The organism is Micromonospora sp. NPDC047557 (assembly GCF_043205095.1).
GTDB lineage: Bacteria > Actinomycetota > Actinomycetes > Mycobacteriales > Micromonosporaceae > Micromonospora.
This window is the reverse complement of record NZ_JBIDDK010000006.1, coordinates 199281-216411: the sequence shown is the minus strand read 5'-3', so window position 1 is coordinate 216411 and position 17131 is coordinate 199281. Positions and strand designations below refer to the sequence as shown.

Genomic DNA, 17131 nt, shown 5'->3' with positions numbered 1-17131 from the left:
GAGCGACATGGCATTCGTGCTTACCACGTCGAGCAACGTGCACTGCCCCAGCCAGGGCACGGTCACCCCGGCCGGGCAGGCGAAGCTGACGGTGGCCGGCGCCCCGGTCGTTCGCCCGGACGGCATCACCGGCAAGTCGGTGAGCGGGTGCGGGATCACCGACAGCAGCTCCACCGTGCAGTGCAAGAACGTCGTGTCGGCGTCCGGGGCCGCGCAGAAGCTGCACGTCGGGGGCGCCGGGGTAGCGCTGGACACCCTCAGCGGCGCCACCAACGGGAGCACCTCCGGCCTCGCGGCCACCGCCGGACAGAGCAAACTGAAGGCGGTCTGAGATGGACCGCACCGAGCGCGAACGGCAGGCCGCCCAGCGCCGCTACCTCGGCTGGGGCCTCGCCTTCGAACCCACCATGCCCGGGGTGGACCTGGCCCGGGACATCGTCTTCGACGACGGCCCGAACGGCCGGGCCCTGGCCCTCGTCGAGGGCACCGGCAACGTGGCGCAGAGCCTCGCGGTGGCGCTGACCACGTTGCGCGGCTCGAACGTCTTCGACGCCACCTTCGGCTTCGACGGGCTCAACGCCCTCGCCGAGCAGATCGAGCCGAACCTCATTCGCGAGCAGGTCCGCATCGGCATCATCACGCTGCTCGACCGCGATCCCCGGGTCCGCAAGATCGTCGACGTGAACCTCGACGACGGCCGACTCGGCGCGGGAAGTGCCGACGACGCGGCGGCGGCCGCCCTGCGCTCGTCGCGCACCCTGCAGGTGCAGGTCCAGTTCGAAACCATCACCGACGACCGGCTCTCGGTGCGCCTCGGGGAGCTGCCCAGTGTCTGACCCGACCCTCCCGGCCGAGCTGGCCGACGTCCTCGCCGTCGACGCCGCCGCGCTACGGGCCACCGGCTCGACCGGCTTCGGCATCGTCGAGACCGGCTTCGTGCCCAAGTCCTTCGCCCGCCTGCTCGCCGAGAAACTGGCCACCGCCCGACTGCTCTTCGGCGAGGACGTCGACCTGACCAGCGGCGCGGTGCTGCGCAAGGTCCTCGAACTGGCCGCCCTGGAGGACGCCCGACTGTGGGCGGCGCTCGGCGCGGTCTACGACAACTCCTTCGTCGTGTCGGCGACCGCCGACGCGCTGACCCGCCTCGGCGAGGAACTCGGCATCGCCCGGCCGTACCTGCCGGCGCGGGGCACGGTGAAACTGAAGCTGAAGGCGGCGCCGCCCACCGGCCACACCCCGCTCACGCTGCCCCGGGGCGCCCGGCTGTCCACAGCCGGCGGGCACCACGTGGCCCTGGACGAGACGGTGGTGCTCTCCGCCGCCGTCGGCGAGCGCGAACCGGCCGTGGCCGCCTTCTATCCCGGCCCGGCGCACAACCTCGACCCGACGCAGCCCAACCAGAAGATCGACCGGTGGAACCGCGCCGACACCCTGCTGGCCGACCTCGACGACGCCGAGCAGGCCGCCGGCAAGGAGCTGGTCGAGATCACCCACACCGTCGCGCTGACCGGGGGTGAACAGCAGGTCTCCGACGCCCGCTACCGCCAACTGCTGCTGGCCGCGCCGCGCTCGATCTGGACGGCCGAGGCGATCGGCCTGGCCGTGGCCACCGTGCCCGGCGTCCGTCAGGTGCAGGTCTTCGACGGCCGGGGCGGACTGGACCTCAACCAGTCCATCTTCGGCAACTTCAACTTCATCGAGCGGGTCTTCAGCACCGAACGCGACCTGGGCAACCCGTACTACGTCACGGTGCTCGTCGCGCCGACCGCCGCCGCCATCTGGGACGGGCCGGACGGGCTGCACGCCGCCGTCGAGTCGGTCATCGAGGACCTGCGCCCGGTGGGCATCTTCGCCTCGGTGGACCGGGCCGACGAGGTCGGCATCGGCGTCGAGGCGGACCTGGTGATCCGTGGCCTGCCGCTGCCCACCGGTTCGAAGGAGACGGTGAACGCGTCCACCGCGGCCACCGAGCTGCGCGCCCGACTGCACGCGCGGCTGCGCCGCTACGTCGACGAGCTGCCCTTCGGTGAGCCGGTCCGGGCCGCCGAGGTGATCTGGACGCTGATGAACGAGCCGGGCGTCGCCGACGTACGCGGGCTGCGCCTCGTGCGCTTCCCGGCCGACTCGGCGGTGGTGGTGACCGGCAGCGCGCCCACCGGCGACGGGGTGCAGCGGCTGCCGGTCGGCGACAACGCGGTGCTCGCCGCCAACCAGGTGCCCGTCTACGTCGACCGGGACGATCCCCGGCCGTTCCGGATCGTCTGAGCGGGGGCGCGATGACCGACATCCGGGTGCCGGTGGACGGCGCCGACCCGTCCGTCGAACGCAACCTCGTCGACCAGTTGGAGGGCCCCTACCCGGGGACTGTCCGCCGGGTCGTCGTGCCGCTGGCCACCACCGGCGCCGCCGCGGTGGACTGGACCAGCCGGCACCCCCTGCTCACCGTCGTGCTGCGTCGCGACCTGGTCGAGGAGACCGTCCGGGTGAGCGTCACCGTCAACCCCGGCGGGGGCGAGCGGGTGCTCCCGCCGGTGGTCTTCGCGCCCTGGTCCGCCGCGGGAGCGTCGGTGCCGGCGTACGCGCCGGACACCGCCGACGAGCCGCTGGTAGCGCCGTTCGCGGTCGCCGTGACGGCCGAGCGGGCCGTCGACGGGGCGGCCGCCACGGCGGTCACCGGTGCGGCGCTCACCGCCCTGGTCGAGCTGGCCGTCGTCGAGGGCAACCTGGGCCGGCTGCTCTACCTGGTGTCGTACGAGAAGCACCGGCTGCGCCGCACGGCGCGGGAGGTGCACGCCTATCGGACCCTCGCGCACGCCCGACGTGACGCGCTGGACCGGATCGGCGCGGACGTTGGGGTGGCCCGGTTCGTCGACGAGTTGGTGCACGAGCCGGCCAGCGGCGACGTCTACGCCCGCCGGCTGGCACCGCCGGCCCGCGAGCCGGACGCCGCGTACGCCCACCGGTTGGGGCTCTACCGGCGGTTCCTGCTGCCCACCCCGGGCGCGATACGCCGGCTGCTCAACGGACCCGGCGCGGACACCGACCCGAACGCGGGGCTTTTCGCCGACCTGCCCGGCGGCGCCCGGTTCACGCTGCGCGAGGAGGACGACCGGTTCGCGGTGGCGATCCGGCTGGTCGCCGCCGGTGACCCGCAGCACCGCACCAACTTCCTCGCCCAACTGCGCCGCGACCGCCTGGTGCTGCCCGCCAACACCCCGCCGAACAACACCACGCACGCCGCTCGGGCGCTGCCGTCCGGCCGGCTGGCCGAGGTCACGGCGCTGCGCGCCAGCCTGCGGCAGTCGTACGCCTTCGACAGCGCGCACGCCATCGCGCCGCCGCTGGCCACCGCGCTGGACCGCGCCGGGCGCGTCTGCCGGGCACTCGGCTCGACCCTGGTGTGGCAGGTGACCCGGGCCCAGGACGACGCCGGTGGCAGCCGCTACGAGCTGGGTCTCGGTGTGGACGTAGCCTGGCCGACCCCCGCGCAGGCCACCGACCTGCGCAACCGGGTGCTGGACACCGGCCGCGCCGTCACCGCTGACCGGACCGCCGAGGCCCTGATCGCCGCCGCCCGCGCCGCCGGTGTGCCCACGGTGGCCGCCGACGGCGAGGTGGCCTGGCTGTGGCGCGTGTGCGGGGTGCAGACCACGCACCGGATCAGCACCACCAGGATGTACCTGTCCCACCTGCCCACCCGTGGGCTGGCGGTGACCGCGCCGACGGCCGCCACGGTCGGCGCCGACGTGGCCGTCGAGGCGCAGTTCCACGCGCCCGGCGACCCGGGTGGCAACGCGCTGCTGCTGGCCGGCCTGGCCGCCGCCGCGACGGCATGGACGGGCGCGGGGGAGCGGGCGTGGACGCCGATGACCGACGCGGCGGCCCGGACCCGGTGGGCGGGCGTACCGACCCGGCCGGCCGGACAGCCCGTCGATGCGGTCCTGGCCGCCGCCGGCCTGCCCGCGGTACGCGACCCGGCACCCGTGGTGGCCGCGCTGAACCGGCTCCCCGACGAGCTCGTGGAGACCATCGAGCTGCCGGCGGCGCTGGCGTCCGCGCTGATCGCCGGTCAGCCGGCCGCCGCCGACCGGCTGGCCCGACTGGTCGGCCTGCTCCGCGACCAGCATCTCGCCGCCGCGCTGCCGCTCGTCGACACCGGCAACCGGGTGCTGCTGGTGTGCAGCGTGATCGGGCTGCCCCAGGCCGGGCTCAACCTGGCCGAGCGGCGGGCCACCGGCTTCCGCTGGTACACCGTGGGGCTCGGCGGCGGCACCGCGGACATCAAGGCGGTCGGCGCGCGGACCACGCTGCGCCCCACCCACGCCGGGCTGGTCGCCGTGGTGGCGCTCTCCTACGTACGGACCGGGCTGACCGACCCGTACGAGTTCCGGATGGAGCTGCCCGACGGGGTGGCGTTGACCCTGGCCCAGTACGAGCGGCTGATGAACACGCTGACGCGGGTCTGCCCGCTCGGTGTGGAGATCAACACCTTCGGTATCCGGCGTGACCACGTCGACCTCGACGCCGACGGCGACGCCGAGCCGCTGCGCCCGGCGGTGGCCCGCACCTTCCGCACCTTCCAGCAGCGCCGGCACCGCGGCGTGTACGACCAGCTCTGAGAGGGACACCATCATGGCGAGCGAGATCAACTACGACGGGGTGACCGTCACCGAGCTGTACGAGGCGTTCACCAAGCACGGCATCCCGGCCTCGGACGCCAGCGTGCTGGTCTCCTCCTGGATCTACGAGAACGTGGGCACCGCGAAGCGGGTGTTCAGCTACGCGGAGCCGTTCCCGGCGGTGGAGCCGGGCTGCGCGCCACCACCGTTCGCCCGTACCTTCGCCCACACCGACTGGGTCGACGGCGAGGACGTCGTGCAGGCCGGGCAGACACCCGGCGAGCAGGGCTTCAACGAGCGGTTCCACCGCATCGAGCACGACCTGGACCACCTCGGCACCGACCTGGCCAAGGCGTTCACCTGCATGGCCGCGATGCGGGTGAGCCTGCGGCGGCTGCTCGACGAGATCCGCGCCGAGATCAACCGGCTGCACTCCACGGTGCACGAGACGAAGGTCAGCCCCGGCCCGTACCAGCTCGAGCAGATCCCCAACTACATCGGCACGCTCGACTTCGGCCGGTACATGGGCACCACGATGTTCATGGACAAGAAGGTCAGCATCTGGCAGACCAAGGCCGGCACGATCGTGCTGCCCGCCGTCGAGACCCTCGGCGTGGACGTGGTCGCCGGCCCGAAGGTCCGGGGCGCCGCCTACCTCGACCGGTACGCCGTCGAGAACGCCGACGTCCGGCAGCGCTTCCCGCGCGAGGTGAAGGTGGTGGAGTTCATCCGTACCTTCGGTGAGGACGAGGTGGCCGACGGCCGGACGATCCGCGACGTGCTCAAGGTGCTGCCGGCGGACAGCAGCTACCCGAGTGTGGACGCGATGGTCGCCGAGGTCAGCGAACGGGAGGCGGCCATCGTCCGGACCACGGCGGGCGCCCAGTCGGCGGTCTCCGCCGCGCTCGGTATCGATGCGGAACTGGAGAACGTCGCCGACGCCGACATCGCCATGCTCGCAGGGGTGCCCACCAAGGCCCGCGCGGCGCTGACCCGCGCCGGGATCAGCACGCTGGGCAAGCTTGCCGAGACGCCGACCGAGCGGGTCGTCGGCATCATGAAGGAGGCGGGGGTACGCGCCGACGTCGGCGACGCCGCCGAGTGGACCGGCTACGCCCGGACGCTGAGCAAGCTGCGCTGAACGGCCGGCCGTCGCTCCGGCGAACGGCTGATCCCCGCCGTTCGCCGGGTCGGTGTGACGACACTGCGCTGGCGTGCCGACCGTCCACACCCGAACGTGGAACTCCCACACCGGTGATCGGGTGCGAAGGGCGCAGGGATGGCAGCTCACGAGGTGACGCAGGACCTCCGCCCCGGGGCGCAGGAGGCCGGTGTGGCGCGACCAACCCGGTACACGTTGCGTCTGCTCGGCGGCTTCGGGCTGGAACGCGACGGCCGGTCCGTCGTGGTGCCGCAGGGCGCACGCCGGCTGCTCGCCTACCTCGGCGTACGCCAGCGGTGCGCCCGTTGGGAGGCGGCCGGCACCCTCTGGCCCGGCTCGCACGAGGAGCGGGCCCGCGCCAACCTGCGCACCATGCTCTGGCGGCTGCACCGGGTCACCCCCGAGCCCTTGGTCGAGGAGGACGACCGGCTGGCCCTGGCCGCCGGTGTGACAAGCGATGTCGCCACGCTGGGCGCGGCGTCCGCGGCGCTGCTGGCCGGCGGGGTGCCGGCGGGTGTCGGCGCGGGGGTGCCGGCGCTGGCGACGGGCGAGCTGCTGCCCGGCTGGTACGACGACTGGGTGCTGACCGAGCGGGAGCGGCTGCGCCAGACCCAGCTGTACGCGCTGGAGGCGCTCGCCGAACGGCTCACCACGCAGGGACGCTTCAGCGAGGCGGTGCAGGTGGCGTTGACCGCCGTGCAGTTGGAACCGTTGCGGGAGAGCGCCACCCGCGTGCTGATCGCCGTGCACCTGGCCGAACGCAACATCAACGAGGCGGTACGCCGGCTGGAGCTGTTCCGCGCCGACCTGGGCCGGGAGTTGGGTGTCGCCCCGACCTCCTGGCTGGAGCACCTGGTGCGCGACGGCCTGCACCGGGACAGGTTCGTGCCCGCGTCGGGTCTCGGCGACGGTGCGCAGGCGTGACCCGTGGGGCGCGCGTCCCGGCTCAGCTCAGCGTGAGTGGGCCGGCCGGTCGAGGATGGCGCTGAACCGTTCCTCGGCAAGGTCGAGCTGGCCGAAGATGTGGGCCTTCACCGCCGGGGACAGCGGGGTGTCCGGACGACCGATGAGATCCCGAAAGAGCGGCACCAGCGGCCGGTACTTGCGGGCCGACGAGACGACCTTCGGCCCGACGGTGTGGATCACCCCGACGCCGTTGTCGGTGAAGTCCGACACCTTGATCACCCGCGCCCAGGGTTCCCGGTCCAGGCTGACCGCCAGGTGCTCCCGGTACTGCTCGTTGCGGTCGCGCTGCGGGTCGTACATCGGGTTGGTGACCGCGGCGACCAGGGTGGCCACCCGCGGCCCGAACCGCGCGGCGAGCGTGGCCAGCGCCGCGGCGGTCGGGTCGCCGCCGCCCTCGGCCAGCTCGGCCGGGTGGTCCTCCACCGCGTCGTGCAGCAGACCCGCGACGATCACGTCGACGTCGCGGACCTGGTAGTGGTGCATGAGCCGGATGGCGACCCGCAGCAGGTGGTTGAGGTACGGCTCGCGGACCCGCCGGTCGTCGCGGTGCAGCTCGGCGGCGAGGTCGAGCGCGCCCCTCATACGGGCGCGTTCGCCGTCGTCGAAGCGCTCGACCTCCAGCCGGAAGCGCTCCAGCAGGCCCGGTTCGCCGTGGATCTCGGTGATCGCGTGCATCGGCATGCTGTCCAGGTGCGGCGGGAAGTCCATGCGTCACTTATAGCCGATCTTCCCCACATCGATGGCCCGGTACGTCGCCGACCCGACCATGGCGAATCGTCACAGCGGCAGCCGATCGGCCCCGGCGAGCGGGCCCACCAGGAGCGGGAGCAGCGGCGTCGGCAGGACCGGGTCGCGGCGCAGGGTCGGTGTCCAGCCGGCGTCGGCGCCCAGGTCGGGGTCGTGCGCCGCGTTGTACGCCGCGAGCAGGTCAACCGGCCGGGCCGGCCCGCCGCCCTCGCGCACCCACGAGCCGCGCTCGGTGAGCGCGGTGCCGCCCCAGTCGTAGAGCAGGTCGGCCGGGTCGACGCCCGCGTCGAGGGAGAAGAAGTTGTTCTGCGCGTAGATCGCCGACTGCACACCGACGCCCAGCGCGTACTGGAAGCCGTCGCCGCCCAGCCGGTACAGGTTGTTGTAGACGTCGACCTGACCGAACCGCACCCGCGGCAGTCGCTGCAGGACGCCGTCGAAGAGGTTGTGGTGCAGGGTGACCTTCAGCCGACCTACGTCCGGGCCGACGGTGTTGGACGAGCCGATCAGCATCAACTTGTCCCGTCCGGTGAAGCGGTTCCAGGAGGCGGTGACTCCACTGGCGGTGTGCGTGACGTCCAGCGATCCGTCGTGCACCTGGTACGGCCGGCCGAAGTAGACGGGCTGGGCGCTGTCCGGGTTGTCGCCGTCGGTGAACGTGTTGTGGTCGACCCAGACGTGCTCGCTGCGGCGTACCGAGATCTGGTCGTACTGGCTGTTCCAGTTGCCGGTGTCGCCGTCGGTGGGCGACCACGCGGGGAAGCAGTCCCGGGCGTCGACGAAGGTCAGGTTGCGCACGATGACGTTGGACGCCCGGTCGATCATGAGGGTGAGACCGGTCAGTCGGGCGCCGCGTAGGCCGACGATCGTGGTGTTGGGGCCGACGGTGATCTGGGTCTGGCGGGTCTGGTTGGCCACCGAGCGCACCCGGGCCTCCTCCAGCGGCCCGGCCGGCGCCACCCGACCCCAGACCGCCGGGTCGTACGCGGCGAGGTAGGCGTCCAGCCGGTACGCCGGGTCGGCCAGGTCGGCACAGCTCAGCGGCGTGCCCTCGGGCCCGGTGAAGCCGTCGACAGCACCGTCCACGAAGATCAGTTTCGGAGTGGCGTCGGTGGCGTTGCTGGCGTTGTCACCGCCGAGGGCGTCGACCAGTTCCGCTCGATCGTGGACCACCCGGGTCCGCTCGGGCGTCGCAGCCGAACCGCCGGTGGTGCCGGTGCCCTCGGCCGCCCAGCCGTCACGCTCGGGCAGGGCCTGTCGACCGACATGGAGTGCCGACCAGGACAGCCGGTCGGCGGCGGCCGGGTCGGCGGGTGCAGCGGCGGCGGCCGGTGCGGCACCGACCAGGACGGCGAGCGCGAGCGCGCCGACAAGAGGCGTACGCATCGATTGTTTCCATTCGCTGATGGCGGTTCGGGATTCACCAGGAACGGTAGGTTCGCGTTTTATCACGGTCAATATTTATTGTTTGCAGGAATGTTGCAGTGGTGGCTGTCGGGCGTGCGCCTGGTCGGCAGCGGCACGGCGCTCAACAGCCTCAGCCCGCGTCGCCGACGAGGTACACGGAAGCCTGCACGCAGACAGAGGCAATGCGGGACGGCGCCGCGATGACCTACACAACGGCGGCGTGGCAGGGCATCGGGTACCGCGTCGACATGGAATTCTGGAGCGACGAGGCCGAGTCCTGCTGCCCGCCGAACCCGCCTCAACCCGGGTGAGCGCCTAGCAGGCAGAGGAGACGGTGATGCGCACCGACTGGGCCGCCCTGCCGGCAACCATTACGACGCGGATCGCCGACCGGGTCGGCGGCGTCTTCGAGGTGATCCCCGCATCAAGCGGCGATCACGCTGAGATCGCCTCGACCCTCGTCGGACCCGACGCGACGGTCTTCGTCAAGGCGGCCTGCGCATCTCTCGGAGGCGGCTACCAGTCGCTGCGCTTCGAGGTGGCGGCAACCCAGGCCGTCGACGGGTGGCCGCCGGCTGTCCTGTGGCAGATCGAGTCCGACGGCTGGTTGGTGGTGGGGACCGAGCACCTCGACGGCCCGCATCCCGATCTGTCGCCGGGCAGCCCGGATCTTGAGGTGCTCGCCGCGTGCCTGAAGGAACTTCAGGAGTCTCCCGCTCCGGACGGCACGTGGTACGACCCGGCGACCAGGTGCGGGTTCACTCTCGCGGGAATGGCCGGCGGAGCGCTCGTTCATTCTGATCTCAACCCCAGCAATCTGATCATGACGCGGCGAGGTCTGCGGATCGTCGACTGGGCGTTCGCGACCAGGGCTGCGGCCTGGGTCGAGCTTGCGTTGCTCGTTCAGTGGCTCATCGGCGGTGGTCACACTCCGCGGCAGGCCGATGAGTGGGTCGGGCAGTTTCCCTCGTGGACGGCGACTGACCGCGACGTCGTCGACAGTTTCGCGGCGCTGGCCGCCTCGAAATGGTCCACAAGGTCCCTGAGCAGTGACGAGGGGTGGGTGCACGACCTCGCGGCCTGGAATGGCAAATGGGCGGCGTACCGAAACGTTTAGGAGGTACTGGCACGCCCGCTCGGGCGCTTCCGCCGAACCGCCGGTGTCGGATGTGTCGCCGCCGGTGCGCTAGCGCGCGGTGTTGCCAGGGGTGGAGCGTCCGTGCCGGAAGGCGACCAGCAGCGCTGTGACGAGGCCAGCCAGCAGCAGGACCCGGAGCACGTTGAACAGCACCGCGTCGCCCGTGGAGTGCGGAGGAAAGACGTCCTTGACCAGCCAGCCTGCCCCCAGCGGCCCCAACCCCAGGCAGATGTGCATCGCGGCCCGCAGGCGAGGGAACGGCTGTGGGCGGCCGAAGATCCGGGGCGGCGCCGTGCCGCCGCGACTCCTGGTCAGAAGCAGGGCGGCGATGGCCAGGTTGGCCAGGGCGGCCGCGGCGGCCAGGAACTGATCCACGAATCCCATGAGTCGGACGCTAGCGCACGGCCGCCGCCGTTCGGGATCTACGCCAGGGCCGGTGGATGCAGGGGGCGGCTACCGCGTGATCGAAGCCGCGTTGTGGGCTGCGGCCCGGGTGCTCCGTCAGGTAGGACGCGTTCGTAGCAGACCGAGTTGTCGGAGCCCACATACGCGCCGAACAGCGGGATCTCGCGGTAGCCCTCGCGCTCGTAGAAGCGCATCGCGTCCGGCTGGGCCGTGCCGGTCTCCAGCCGGATGGTCGTCCAACCGCGCTCCTGTGCGGCGTCCTCCAGCCCTCGGAGCAAGTCGGTCGCCACCCCCGAGCCGCGGCTCTCCGGTACCACGTACATCCGCTTGACCTCAACGGTGACCGGGTCGAGGCGGCGCAGCGCGGCGCAGCCGAGCGGTTGGCCGGTGGCTTCGTCGACCGCGACCAGGAACAGGTCGATGTTCTCGGCCGTCGGCGGCGTGCCGGGCTCATGGTCGTCGGTACCGTAGCGCAGGTCGAGTTCGGCTTTCTGCGCCACACGCAACGCCTCGCCCACCGGGTCGGTCCACGGACGCTGCGTGATGATCCAGGTCATGCCGCTCCTCACCAAGACTCGGTAACAAGCGTTACGGTAACATTCGTTACGACGACCATGAAGAGGTGAAAGTCGTGTCACTGCGTGCAGACCGAGCGGCCCAGGGCGAGGCGCTGTCGCGCGCGGTGTGGGACGTGCTCGCGCAGCAGGGCCTGGAAAAGCTGACGGTGCGCGCGGTAGCTGCGGCGGCCGGCTGCACGACTGGGCTGGTCATGCACCGCTTCCCGAATCGTCGAGCGCTGCTGCTGCACGCCCGGCAACTGCTGCACGACACCACCCGGGAGCGGGTTGAGGCACTCGAAGCCGCGGCCACCTCGCCGCGGGCGGCGCTGCGCGCGGTCCTCCGCCAGGGCATGGCGACCGATCTGGAGACGACCAACTGGAGCATCGTCTGGTTGGGCTTCCTGGCTGCGGCGGTGGCGGACGCCGAGCTGATCGGCATGCACCGCCGCAACAACCGAGCCTGGCGGCAACGGGTCGAGCGGCTGGTCGCCGCGGCTGCCCCGGACTGGCCGGTCGACCAGGTCGGCGCGGTCGCCCTGGGGTTGATCGCCATGACCGAGGGAGTCGCGGCTCTCGCCGCCGCGGATCCCGCTGCCTACCCGGCGGATCAGCAGGAACGCATGCTCGACGCGGCCCTAGTGGCCTACGGCCTGGGCTGCTGAGATCACCGCGTTTCGCCCTTCGGTGGGGCCGCCAACTCCGCGTGGTACGCCGGCACCGCCCACGGCATGCCCCACTCGCTCGGCAGCGCCCCGCGTTCGGCCGCGGCGCGCAGCACGTCGGTGACGCCGCGCAGGTGGCGTACCCGCTGGTCTCCGTCGCCCACCACGTCGACCAGGTCCCCGCCGAGCAGTTGGGGCTCGGGCGCGGCCCGCAACGCGTCCAGCAGGGCGGTGAACGGCGCGGTACGGGCCAGCGGGGCGATCAGCGGCACTCCGAACGGGTCGGCGCGGTGGGCGAGCAGGTTCTCCAGCAGGCCCCGTCGACCGGGGACGCGGCGGGTCACGACGTCACCGGGCAGGCGCAACCGGTCCGTCGGGTACTCCAGCACGGCCTGTCCCGTCGTGCCGGTCACCACCACCTCGCCCGCCACGAACTCCTCGGATGCCAGGGTGACCGCCGCCAGCACCGGTGGGCCGGCGCGGAACCGCACCCGCAGCAACGCCGTGTCCTCCACCTCGATCGGCCGCACCCGGTAGCGCTCCACCTCGATGGCGACCGGCCACGGTGGCGCCCCGCCGAGCGCCTCGGCGACGGCGAGGCACTGCATCACCGCGTGCGCGAGCGGGTTGGCCAGCGCGCCGTCCAGCACGGGTCGGCCGTCCACGCTCCGGCGGCCGGCCCACGGGGAGCGGGCGTAGTAGGCGTCCGGCCGTTGCCACGCCGCGACTGTCGCGATGCCGGTGACCGTGCCGAGGCGGCCGGCAGCGAGGGCGTCGGTCAGCGCGGTCAGCGCCGCCGAACCGAGCGCCTGGAAACCGACCTGGGCCACCCGGCCGGTCGTCGTCAGCGCGTCGGTCAGCTCGTCGTGCTCGGCCAGCGACAGCACCGGCGGCTTCTCCAGCAGCAGGTCCGCGCCGGCCGCGAGGGCGTCGCGGGCGATCGGCAGGTGCGTGTGCGGCGGGGTGCAGATCACCACCACCTCCGGTCGGGTGGCGGCGAGCATCGCCCGGTGGTCGGTGAACACCTCGACCCCGGGCGGCACCGGCGCCTCCCGCTCGTCGCGCACCGGTTGGACGTCGACGAGGGCGACCAGCCGCAACCGGCCGCCGGCGTGCAGTGGCGCGATCACCCGCCGGTGCCAGTGGCCGTGCCCGTTCGCCCCGATCACCGCCACCGTCGGCGGCGGCGCCGACCCGTTCACGCGACACCAGCGAATGCCGACCCGCTCACCGGGCACCGGCCAGGGTCGCCTCGACGCCGTGTCGGCCGAGCGCGGTCAGCCAGGCGGTCACCTCGGCGCGTACCTCGTCGTCGTCGGCCACCTCGGCCGGGATGACCTCGCGCAGCGCGAAGACGGCGTCCACCGCGCCGGCCGGGCTCTGCGCGCCGGCGTCCAGGGCGGACCGGATCGGCCCCGCGAGGGGGTCCTGCAACGGCAGCGGTCCGCCGTCGTCGGCGTACCCCAGGGCGAAGCGCAACCAGGACGCCACGACCAGCGCGCCCCAGCGCGCGGACCGGCCGGCCGCGCGAAGGTCGGCGATGGTGTGCAGGATGCGCTGCGGCAACTTCTGCGAGCCGTCCACCGCGACCTGCAGGGTGCGGTGCCGGATCGCCGGGTTGGCGAACCGGGCGAGGACCTGCTCGCCGTAGTCGACCACGCGCACCCCGTCCGGCGGCGTGAAGCTGGCCGCGACGTCCTCGGCGATCAGCCGGCGCAGCACGTCGGTCAGGTGCGGGATCTCCAGGGCGTCGGCGATGGTCTCCCGGCCGGCCAGCGCGCCGAGGTACGCCACGGCCGAGTGCACGCCGTTGAGGGTGCGCAGCTTCAACCGCTCCCACGGCCCGGCGTCGCCGGTGAGCACCGCCCCGGCGTGCTCCCAGCCGGGCCGCCCGCCGGGGAAGTCGTCCTCGATCACCCACTGCGCGTACGGTTCGGCGGCCACCGCGGCCAGGTCGGTCACGCCGAGCGCCTGGCGGGCCGCGTCGATGGTCTCCGGGGTGCTGGCCGGCACGATGCGGTCCACCATGGTGCCGGGGCAGGTCACGTTGGCGACCACCCAGTCGACGAGCCCGGCGGGCACCCCGGCGGCCCGCTCGACCGCCTGGTCGACCAGACCGCGCAGCCGCCGGCCGTTGGCCGGCAGGTTGTCGCAGCTCACCAGCGCCAGCGGCCCGGCGTCGGCGGCGGCGCGGGCGGCCAGCCCACGCAGCAGCAGCCCCGGCACGGTCGTCGGTGCCCGATGACCGGCGAGGTCCGCGGCGAGCGCGGCGTCCGGGGAGAGTCGGCCGGTCACCGGGTCGAGCTGGTACGCCTTCTCGGTGACGGTGAGCGTCACGACGCGTACCGCCGGGTCGGCGAGCAACGCCACCACGGCGTCCGGGTCGCTGGGAGCATGCCGTACGCCGCTGAGCGCGCCCACCACCCGGGTGGTGGTGCCAGCGGCGGACAGGGCGCTGACGCTGAACAGGTTGTCCTGAGCGGTGAGCGCCTCGACCACTGCGGTGCTGCGCGGGGCGACGGCCACGATGCCCCAGTCGCCGCCGGCCGCGCCGACCGCCGCCTCGGTGTAGACGGCCTGGTGCGCCCGGTGGAACGCGCCCAACCCCAGGTGGACGACGCCCGTCGGCACGGTGCCCGGCCGGATGAGGGGACGGGACTCGACGGGCAGGTGGCGCAGCACCCCCAGGCCGAGGCGGGACGCGCCGACGGTCACCGCCATGCCGGACCGTCCGGGAAGCGGAACTCGGCGATCGACGACGGTTTCATGGTGGCGCTGTAACCGGGCCGGTCGGGCAGCAGGTAGCGGCCGCCGCGGGTGCGTACCGGGTCGACGAAGTGTTCGTGCAGGTGGTCGACGTACTCGATCATCCGACCGTCCAGGGTGGTGCCCACCCGCAGGTAGTCGAAGATCGCCAGGTGCTGGACGTACTCGCAGAGGCCGACGCCGCCGGCGTGCGGGCAGACCGGCACCCCGAACTTCGCCGCCAGCAGCAGCTCGGCCAGGACCTCGTTGACGCCGCCGACCCGGCACGCGTCGATCTGCATCACGCCGATCGCCTCGGCCTGGAGCAGCTGCTTGAAGATCACCCGGTTGGCGGCGACCTCGCCGGTGGCCACCCGGCACCGGCCGCCGGTCAGCTCGGTGACCGCGCGGGCGATCCGGGCGTGCCCGAGGATGTCGTCGGCGTGCGTCGGCTCCTCGATCCAGTACGGGTCCACCTCCGCGAGGGCGGTCATCGCGGTGATCGCCTCGTCGACGTCCCAGACCTGGTTGGCGTCCATCATCAGCAGCGCGTCCGGGCCGATCTCGGAGCGGATGATCCGGGCCCGGCGCAGGTCGTCGGCGAGCGGGCCGCCCACCTTCATCTTCATCGCCCGCCACCCGTCGTCATACGCCTGCCGGGTCAACGCGCGCACCTTGTCGTCGGGGTAGCCGAGCCAACCGACCGAGGTGGTGTACGAAGGAAAACCGTCACGTTCGAGCGTGCTCAGTCGGTCGGCCATGCCGTCGCGTCCCTTGTCGAGGATGGCCGCGGCGTCGTCCGGGGTGAGCGCGTCGGTGATGTGGTGAAAGTCGACGCTGGCGACCAGCTCGTCGGTCGGCAGTTCGGCCAGGAACCGCCACATGGGTTTGCCGGCGATCCTGGCCCGCAGGTCCCACACGGCGTTGACGAGCGCGCCGGTCGCCATGTGGATGACACCCTTCTCCGGCCCCAGCCAGCGCAACTGCACGTCGGCGCTGAGCGAGCGCCAGAACGCCACGGGCTCGGCCACGATCTCCTCGATCGTCCGCCGCTGGACGTGGTGGGCCAGCGCCCGCACCGCCGCGCAGGTGATCTCGTTGCCCCGGCCGTTGGTGAACGTGAACCCGGCGCCGACCGGCCCGGCGTCGGTACCCAGCTCGACGTACGTCGCCGAGTAGTCGCCCCGGTTGATCGCGTCGGACCCGTCGCCCCGCGCGGCGGTCGGGAACCGCACGTCGTGCACCTCGACGGACGTGATGGTGACACTCACTTGTCGACCCCTTCGAAGTTGAAGACCCGCTTGGGCAGCCGGTACGCCAGGTCGACGATCGTCTCGGCCGCCTCGTCCAGCGGCAGCCGCTGCTCGGCGACCAGCCGGGCCAGGAAGCCGGCGTCGACCCGGCGGGCCACGTCGTGGCGTACCGGGATGGAGCAGAACGCCCGGGTGTCGTCGACGAACCCGGTGGTGTTGTAGAAGCCGGCGCTCTCGGTGACCGTCTCCCGGAACCGGCGCAGCACCTCGGGGGAGTCCAGGAACCACCAGGGCGCGCCGAGCAGCAGCGCGGCGTAGCCGCCCGCGAGGGGCGCGAGCTCGCGGGTGAAGGTGTCCTCGTCGAGCGTGTAGAGCACCACCCGCAGCCGAGGGTCGTTGCCGTGGCGCGCCAGCAGCGGCGCGAGCGCGTGCACGTACTCGGTGGCCTGCGGCACGTCGCCGCCCACGTCGCGGCCGTGCCGGTCGTACAGCCAGCGGTTGTGGTTGCGCACCGCGCCGGGGTGCAGCTGCATGACCAGGCCGTCGTCGAGCGACATCCGGGCGAACTCCATGAGCATGTGCGCCCGGAACGACTCCGCGTCGGCCGCGTCGGCCGTGCCGCGCAGACCCCGGTCGTACAGCCGGGCGGCCTCGGCCGGGGTCAGGTCCAGGGTGCGGGCGGTGGGGTGGCCGTGGTCCGACGAGGTCGCCCCGGCCGCGATGAACGCGGCCCGCCGGGCCCGCAGCGCGGCCAGATAACCGGTGTACGTGCCGGTGTCCTCGCCGGCCAGCGCGCCGAGGCGCGCCACGTTGGACGCCCAGCCCTCGTACTCCATGTCCACCACGTCGTCCGGGCGGAACGTGGTGACCACCCGGCCGCCCGGCCCGCCCCACCCGTCGGCGGCGAGCTTGGCGTGCTGCGCGAGGTCGTCCAGCGGCGACTCGGTGGTCGCGAGCACCTCGATGTCGAACCGCTCGAACAGCGCCCGGGGCCGGAAGTCCGGCTCGGCGAGCCGGGCCGCGATCTCGTCGTAGACGGTGTCGGCGGTGGCCGGGCCGAGCGGGGTGTGCACCCCGAACACGGTGCGGAAGGTCTGCTCCAGCCAGAGCCGCGACGGGGTTCCCCGGAACAGGTGCCAGTGCGCCGCGAAGCGCCGCCAGATCACCCGGCCGTCGGTCTCGGTCGGGCTGCCGTCGCGGGTCGGCACGCCCAGGTCCGCCGGGGGGACGCCCTGACTGAGCAGCATCCTCGTCAGGTAGTGGTCGGGCACGATGAGCAGCCGCGCCGGGTCGCCGAAGGGCTGGTCCTGCGCGAGCAGGGCCGGGTCGACGTGCCCGTGCGGCGAGATGATCGGCTGCTGCGCCGCGAGGGCGTACAGCTCCCGGGCGATCGCGCGCTGCCCGGGCTCGGAGGGCAGGAGCAGGTCGGTGTGGTCGGACGTCGGCACGGGGCGGGGCTCCTCGTCG

16 protein-coding genes are annotated in these 17131 nt (G+C 73.0%); 8 read left to right on the top strand and 8 right to left on the bottom strand.

The window, feature by feature from the left end; all coding sequences use genetic code 11:
- Window positions 1-7: 7 nt before the first annotated feature.
- From ACGGAQ_RS17350 to ACGGAQ_RS17325, 6 genes are all read left to right on the top strand, one after another.
- Window positions 8-331 (top strand): hypothetical protein, encoded by a 324-nt coding sequence (locus tag ACGGAQ_RS17350; RefSeq protein ID WP_387262213.1) that lies wholly within the window; start codon window positions 8-10, stop codon window positions 329-331.
- Between the two features lies 1 nt (window position 332).
- Entirely contained in the window at window positions 333-836 is a 504-nt protein-coding gene (locus ACGGAQ_RS17345) for a hypothetical protein (protein WP_387179680.1), read from the top strand.
- The gene (locus tag ACGGAQ_RS17340; RefSeq protein ID WP_393050134.1) at window positions 829-2265 is read left to right on the top strand and encodes a baseplate J/gp47 family protein; all 1437 of its coding nucleotides are present in this window, start codon (window positions 829-831) and stop codon (window positions 2263-2265) included. The genes ACGGAQ_RS17345 and ACGGAQ_RS17340 overlap by 8 nt, the downstream gene beginning before the upstream one ends.
- Window positions 2266-2276: 11 nt before the next feature.
- Window positions 2277-4619, top strand: a complete 2343-nt coding sequence (locus ACGGAQ_RS17335) for a hypothetical protein (RefSeq protein WP_393050131.1) — start codon at window positions 2277-2279, stop codon at window positions 4617-4619.
- Window positions 4620-4632: 13 nt separating this feature from the next.
- Entirely contained in the window at window positions 4633-5760 is a 1128-nt protein-coding gene (locus ACGGAQ_RS17330; protein ID WP_393050128.1) for a hypothetical protein, read from the top strand.
- A gap of 138 nt (window positions 5761-5898) precedes the next feature.
- Complete coding sequence (locus ACGGAQ_RS17325; RefSeq protein ID WP_393050126.1) at window positions 5899-6705, top strand: BTAD domain-containing putative transcriptional regulator; 807 nt, start codon at window positions 5899-5901, stop codon at window positions 6703-6705.
- Between the two features lie 27 nt (window positions 6706-6732).
- On the opposite strand, the gene ACGGAQ_RS17320 is transcribed toward ACGGAQ_RS17325, so the two are convergent.
- Both ACGGAQ_RS17320 and ACGGAQ_RS17315 read right to left on the bottom strand, forming a co-directional pair.
- Window positions 6733-7455: an HD domain-containing protein gene (locus tag ACGGAQ_RS17320; RefSeq protein ID WP_393050123.1), complete on the bottom strand. Its 723-nt coding sequence runs from the start codon at window positions 7453-7455 to the stop codon at window positions 6733-6735.
- A 69-nt stretch (window positions 7456-7524) separates the two neighbouring features.
- Window positions 7525-8880 carry a polysaccharide lyase family 1 protein gene (locus tag ACGGAQ_RS17315; RefSeq protein ID WP_393050120.1) on the bottom strand — a complete coding sequence of 452 codons (1356 nt, stop codon included), beginning with the start codon at window positions 8878-8880 and terminating at the stop codon, window positions 7525-7527.
- A gap of 358 nt (window positions 8881-9238) precedes the next feature.
- On the opposite strand from ACGGAQ_RS17315, the gene ACGGAQ_RS17310 reads away from it, so the two are divergent.
- Window positions 9239-10018, top strand: coding sequence for a phosphotransferase (locus ACGGAQ_RS17310; RefSeq protein ID WP_393050118.1), 780 nt, complete (start codon window positions 9239-9241; stop codon window positions 10016-10018).
- Between the two features lie 69 nt (window positions 10019-10087).
- Here the strand turns inward: ACGGAQ_RS17310 and ACGGAQ_RS17305 are convergent, their stop codons facing one another.
- Together ACGGAQ_RS17305 and ACGGAQ_RS17300 are read right to left on the bottom strand one after the other, a co-directional pair.
- Window positions 10088-10423 (bottom strand): hypothetical protein, encoded by a 336-nt coding sequence (locus tag ACGGAQ_RS17305; RefSeq protein WP_393050115.1) that lies wholly within the window; start codon window positions 10421-10423, stop codon window positions 10088-10090.
- 38 nt (window positions 10424-10461) lie between these two features.
- Window positions 10462-11001 (bottom strand): GNAT family N-acetyltransferase, encoded by a 540-nt coding sequence (locus ACGGAQ_RS17300; protein WP_393050112.1) that lies wholly within the window; start codon window positions 10999-11001, stop codon window positions 10462-10464.
- A 74-nt stretch (window positions 11002-11075) separates the two neighbouring features.
- On the opposite strand from ACGGAQ_RS17300, the gene ACGGAQ_RS17295 reads away from it, so the two are divergent.
- Window positions 11076-11666: a TetR/AcrR family transcriptional regulator gene (locus ACGGAQ_RS17295; protein ID WP_393050110.1), complete on the top strand. Its 591-nt coding sequence runs from the start codon at window positions 11076-11078 to the stop codon at window positions 11664-11666.
- A 2-nt stretch (window positions 11667-11668) separates the two neighbouring features.
- On the opposite strand, the gene ACGGAQ_RS17290 is transcribed toward ACGGAQ_RS17295, so the two are convergent.
- The 4 genes from ACGGAQ_RS17290 to uxaC are packed head-to-tail and all read right to left on the bottom strand — an operon-like array spanning window position 11669 to window position 17112.
- On the bottom strand, window positions 11669-12868 hold the full coding sequence (locus ACGGAQ_RS17290) for a Gfo/Idh/MocA family protein (RefSeq protein WP_393050107.1): 1200 nt from the start codon (window positions 12866-12868) through the stop codon (window positions 11669-11671).
- A gap of 25 nt (window positions 12869-12893) precedes the next feature.
- Entirely contained in the window at window positions 12894-14387 is a 1494-nt protein-coding gene (locus ACGGAQ_RS17285; RefSeq protein ID WP_393050105.1) for a mannitol dehydrogenase family protein, read from the bottom strand.
- Window positions 14378-15682 carry an enolase C-terminal domain-like protein gene (locus ACGGAQ_RS17280; protein ID WP_393050102.1) on the bottom strand — a complete coding sequence of 435 codons (1305 nt, stop codon included), beginning with the start codon at window positions 15680-15682 and terminating at the stop codon, window positions 14378-14380. Before ACGGAQ_RS17280 ends, ACGGAQ_RS17285 begins: the two co-directional genes overlap by 10 nt.
- A complete protein-coding gene (gene uxaC, locus ACGGAQ_RS17275) occupies window positions 15679-17112 on the bottom strand; it encodes a glucuronate isomerase (protein WP_393050100.1) in 1434 nt (477 codons plus the stop codon). Before uxaC ends, ACGGAQ_RS17280 begins: the two co-directional genes overlap by 4 nt.
- Between the last annotated feature and the right edge of the window lie 19 nt (window positions 17113-17131).

Excerpts from the sequence above, each read along its gene's own strand:
- ACGGAQ_RS17350 (WP_387262213.1), top strand. The coding sequence starts at position 8 with ATGGCATTCGTGCTTACCACGTCGAGCAACGTGCACTGCCCCAGCCAG.
- ACGGAQ_RS17345 (WP_387179680.1), top strand. The coding sequence starts at position 333 with ATGGACCGCACCGAGCGCGAACGGCAGGCCGCCCAGCGCCGCTACCTC.
- ACGGAQ_RS17335 (WP_393050131.1), top strand. The coding sequence starts at position 2,277 with ATGACCGACATCCGGGTGCCGGTGGACGGCGCCGACCCGTCCGTCGAA.
- ACGGAQ_RS17330 (WP_393050128.1), top strand. The coding sequence starts at position 4,633 with ATGGCGAGCGAGATCAACTACGACGGGGTGACCGTCACCGAGCTGTAC.
- ACGGAQ_RS17325 (WP_393050126.1), top strand. The coding sequence starts at position 5,899 with ATGGCAGCTCACGAGGTGACGCAGGACCTCCGCCCCGGGGCGCAGGAG.
- ACGGAQ_RS17320 (WP_393050123.1), bottom strand. The coding sequence starts at position 7,455 with ATGGACTTCCCGCCGCACCTGGACAGCATGCCGATGCACGCGATCACC.
- ACGGAQ_RS17315 (WP_393050120.1), bottom strand. The coding sequence starts at position 8,880 with ATGCGTACGCCTCTTGTCGGCGCGCTCGCGCTCGCCGTCCTGGTCGGT.
- ACGGAQ_RS17310 (WP_393050118.1), top strand. The coding sequence starts at position 9,239 with ATGCGCACCGACTGGGCCGCCCTGCCGGCAACCATTACGACGCGGATC.
- ACGGAQ_RS17305 (WP_393050115.1), bottom strand. The coding sequence starts at position 10,423 with ATGGGATTCGTGGATCAGTTCCTGGCCGCCGCGGCCGCCCTGGCCAAC.
- ACGGAQ_RS17300 (WP_393050112.1), bottom strand. The coding sequence starts at position 11,001 with ATGACCTGGATCATCACGCAGCGTCCGTGGACCGACCCGGTGGGCGAG.
- ACGGAQ_RS17285 (WP_393050105.1), bottom strand. The coding sequence starts at position 14,387 with ATGGCGGTGACCGTCGGCGCGTCCCGCCTCGGCCTGGGGGTGCTGCGC.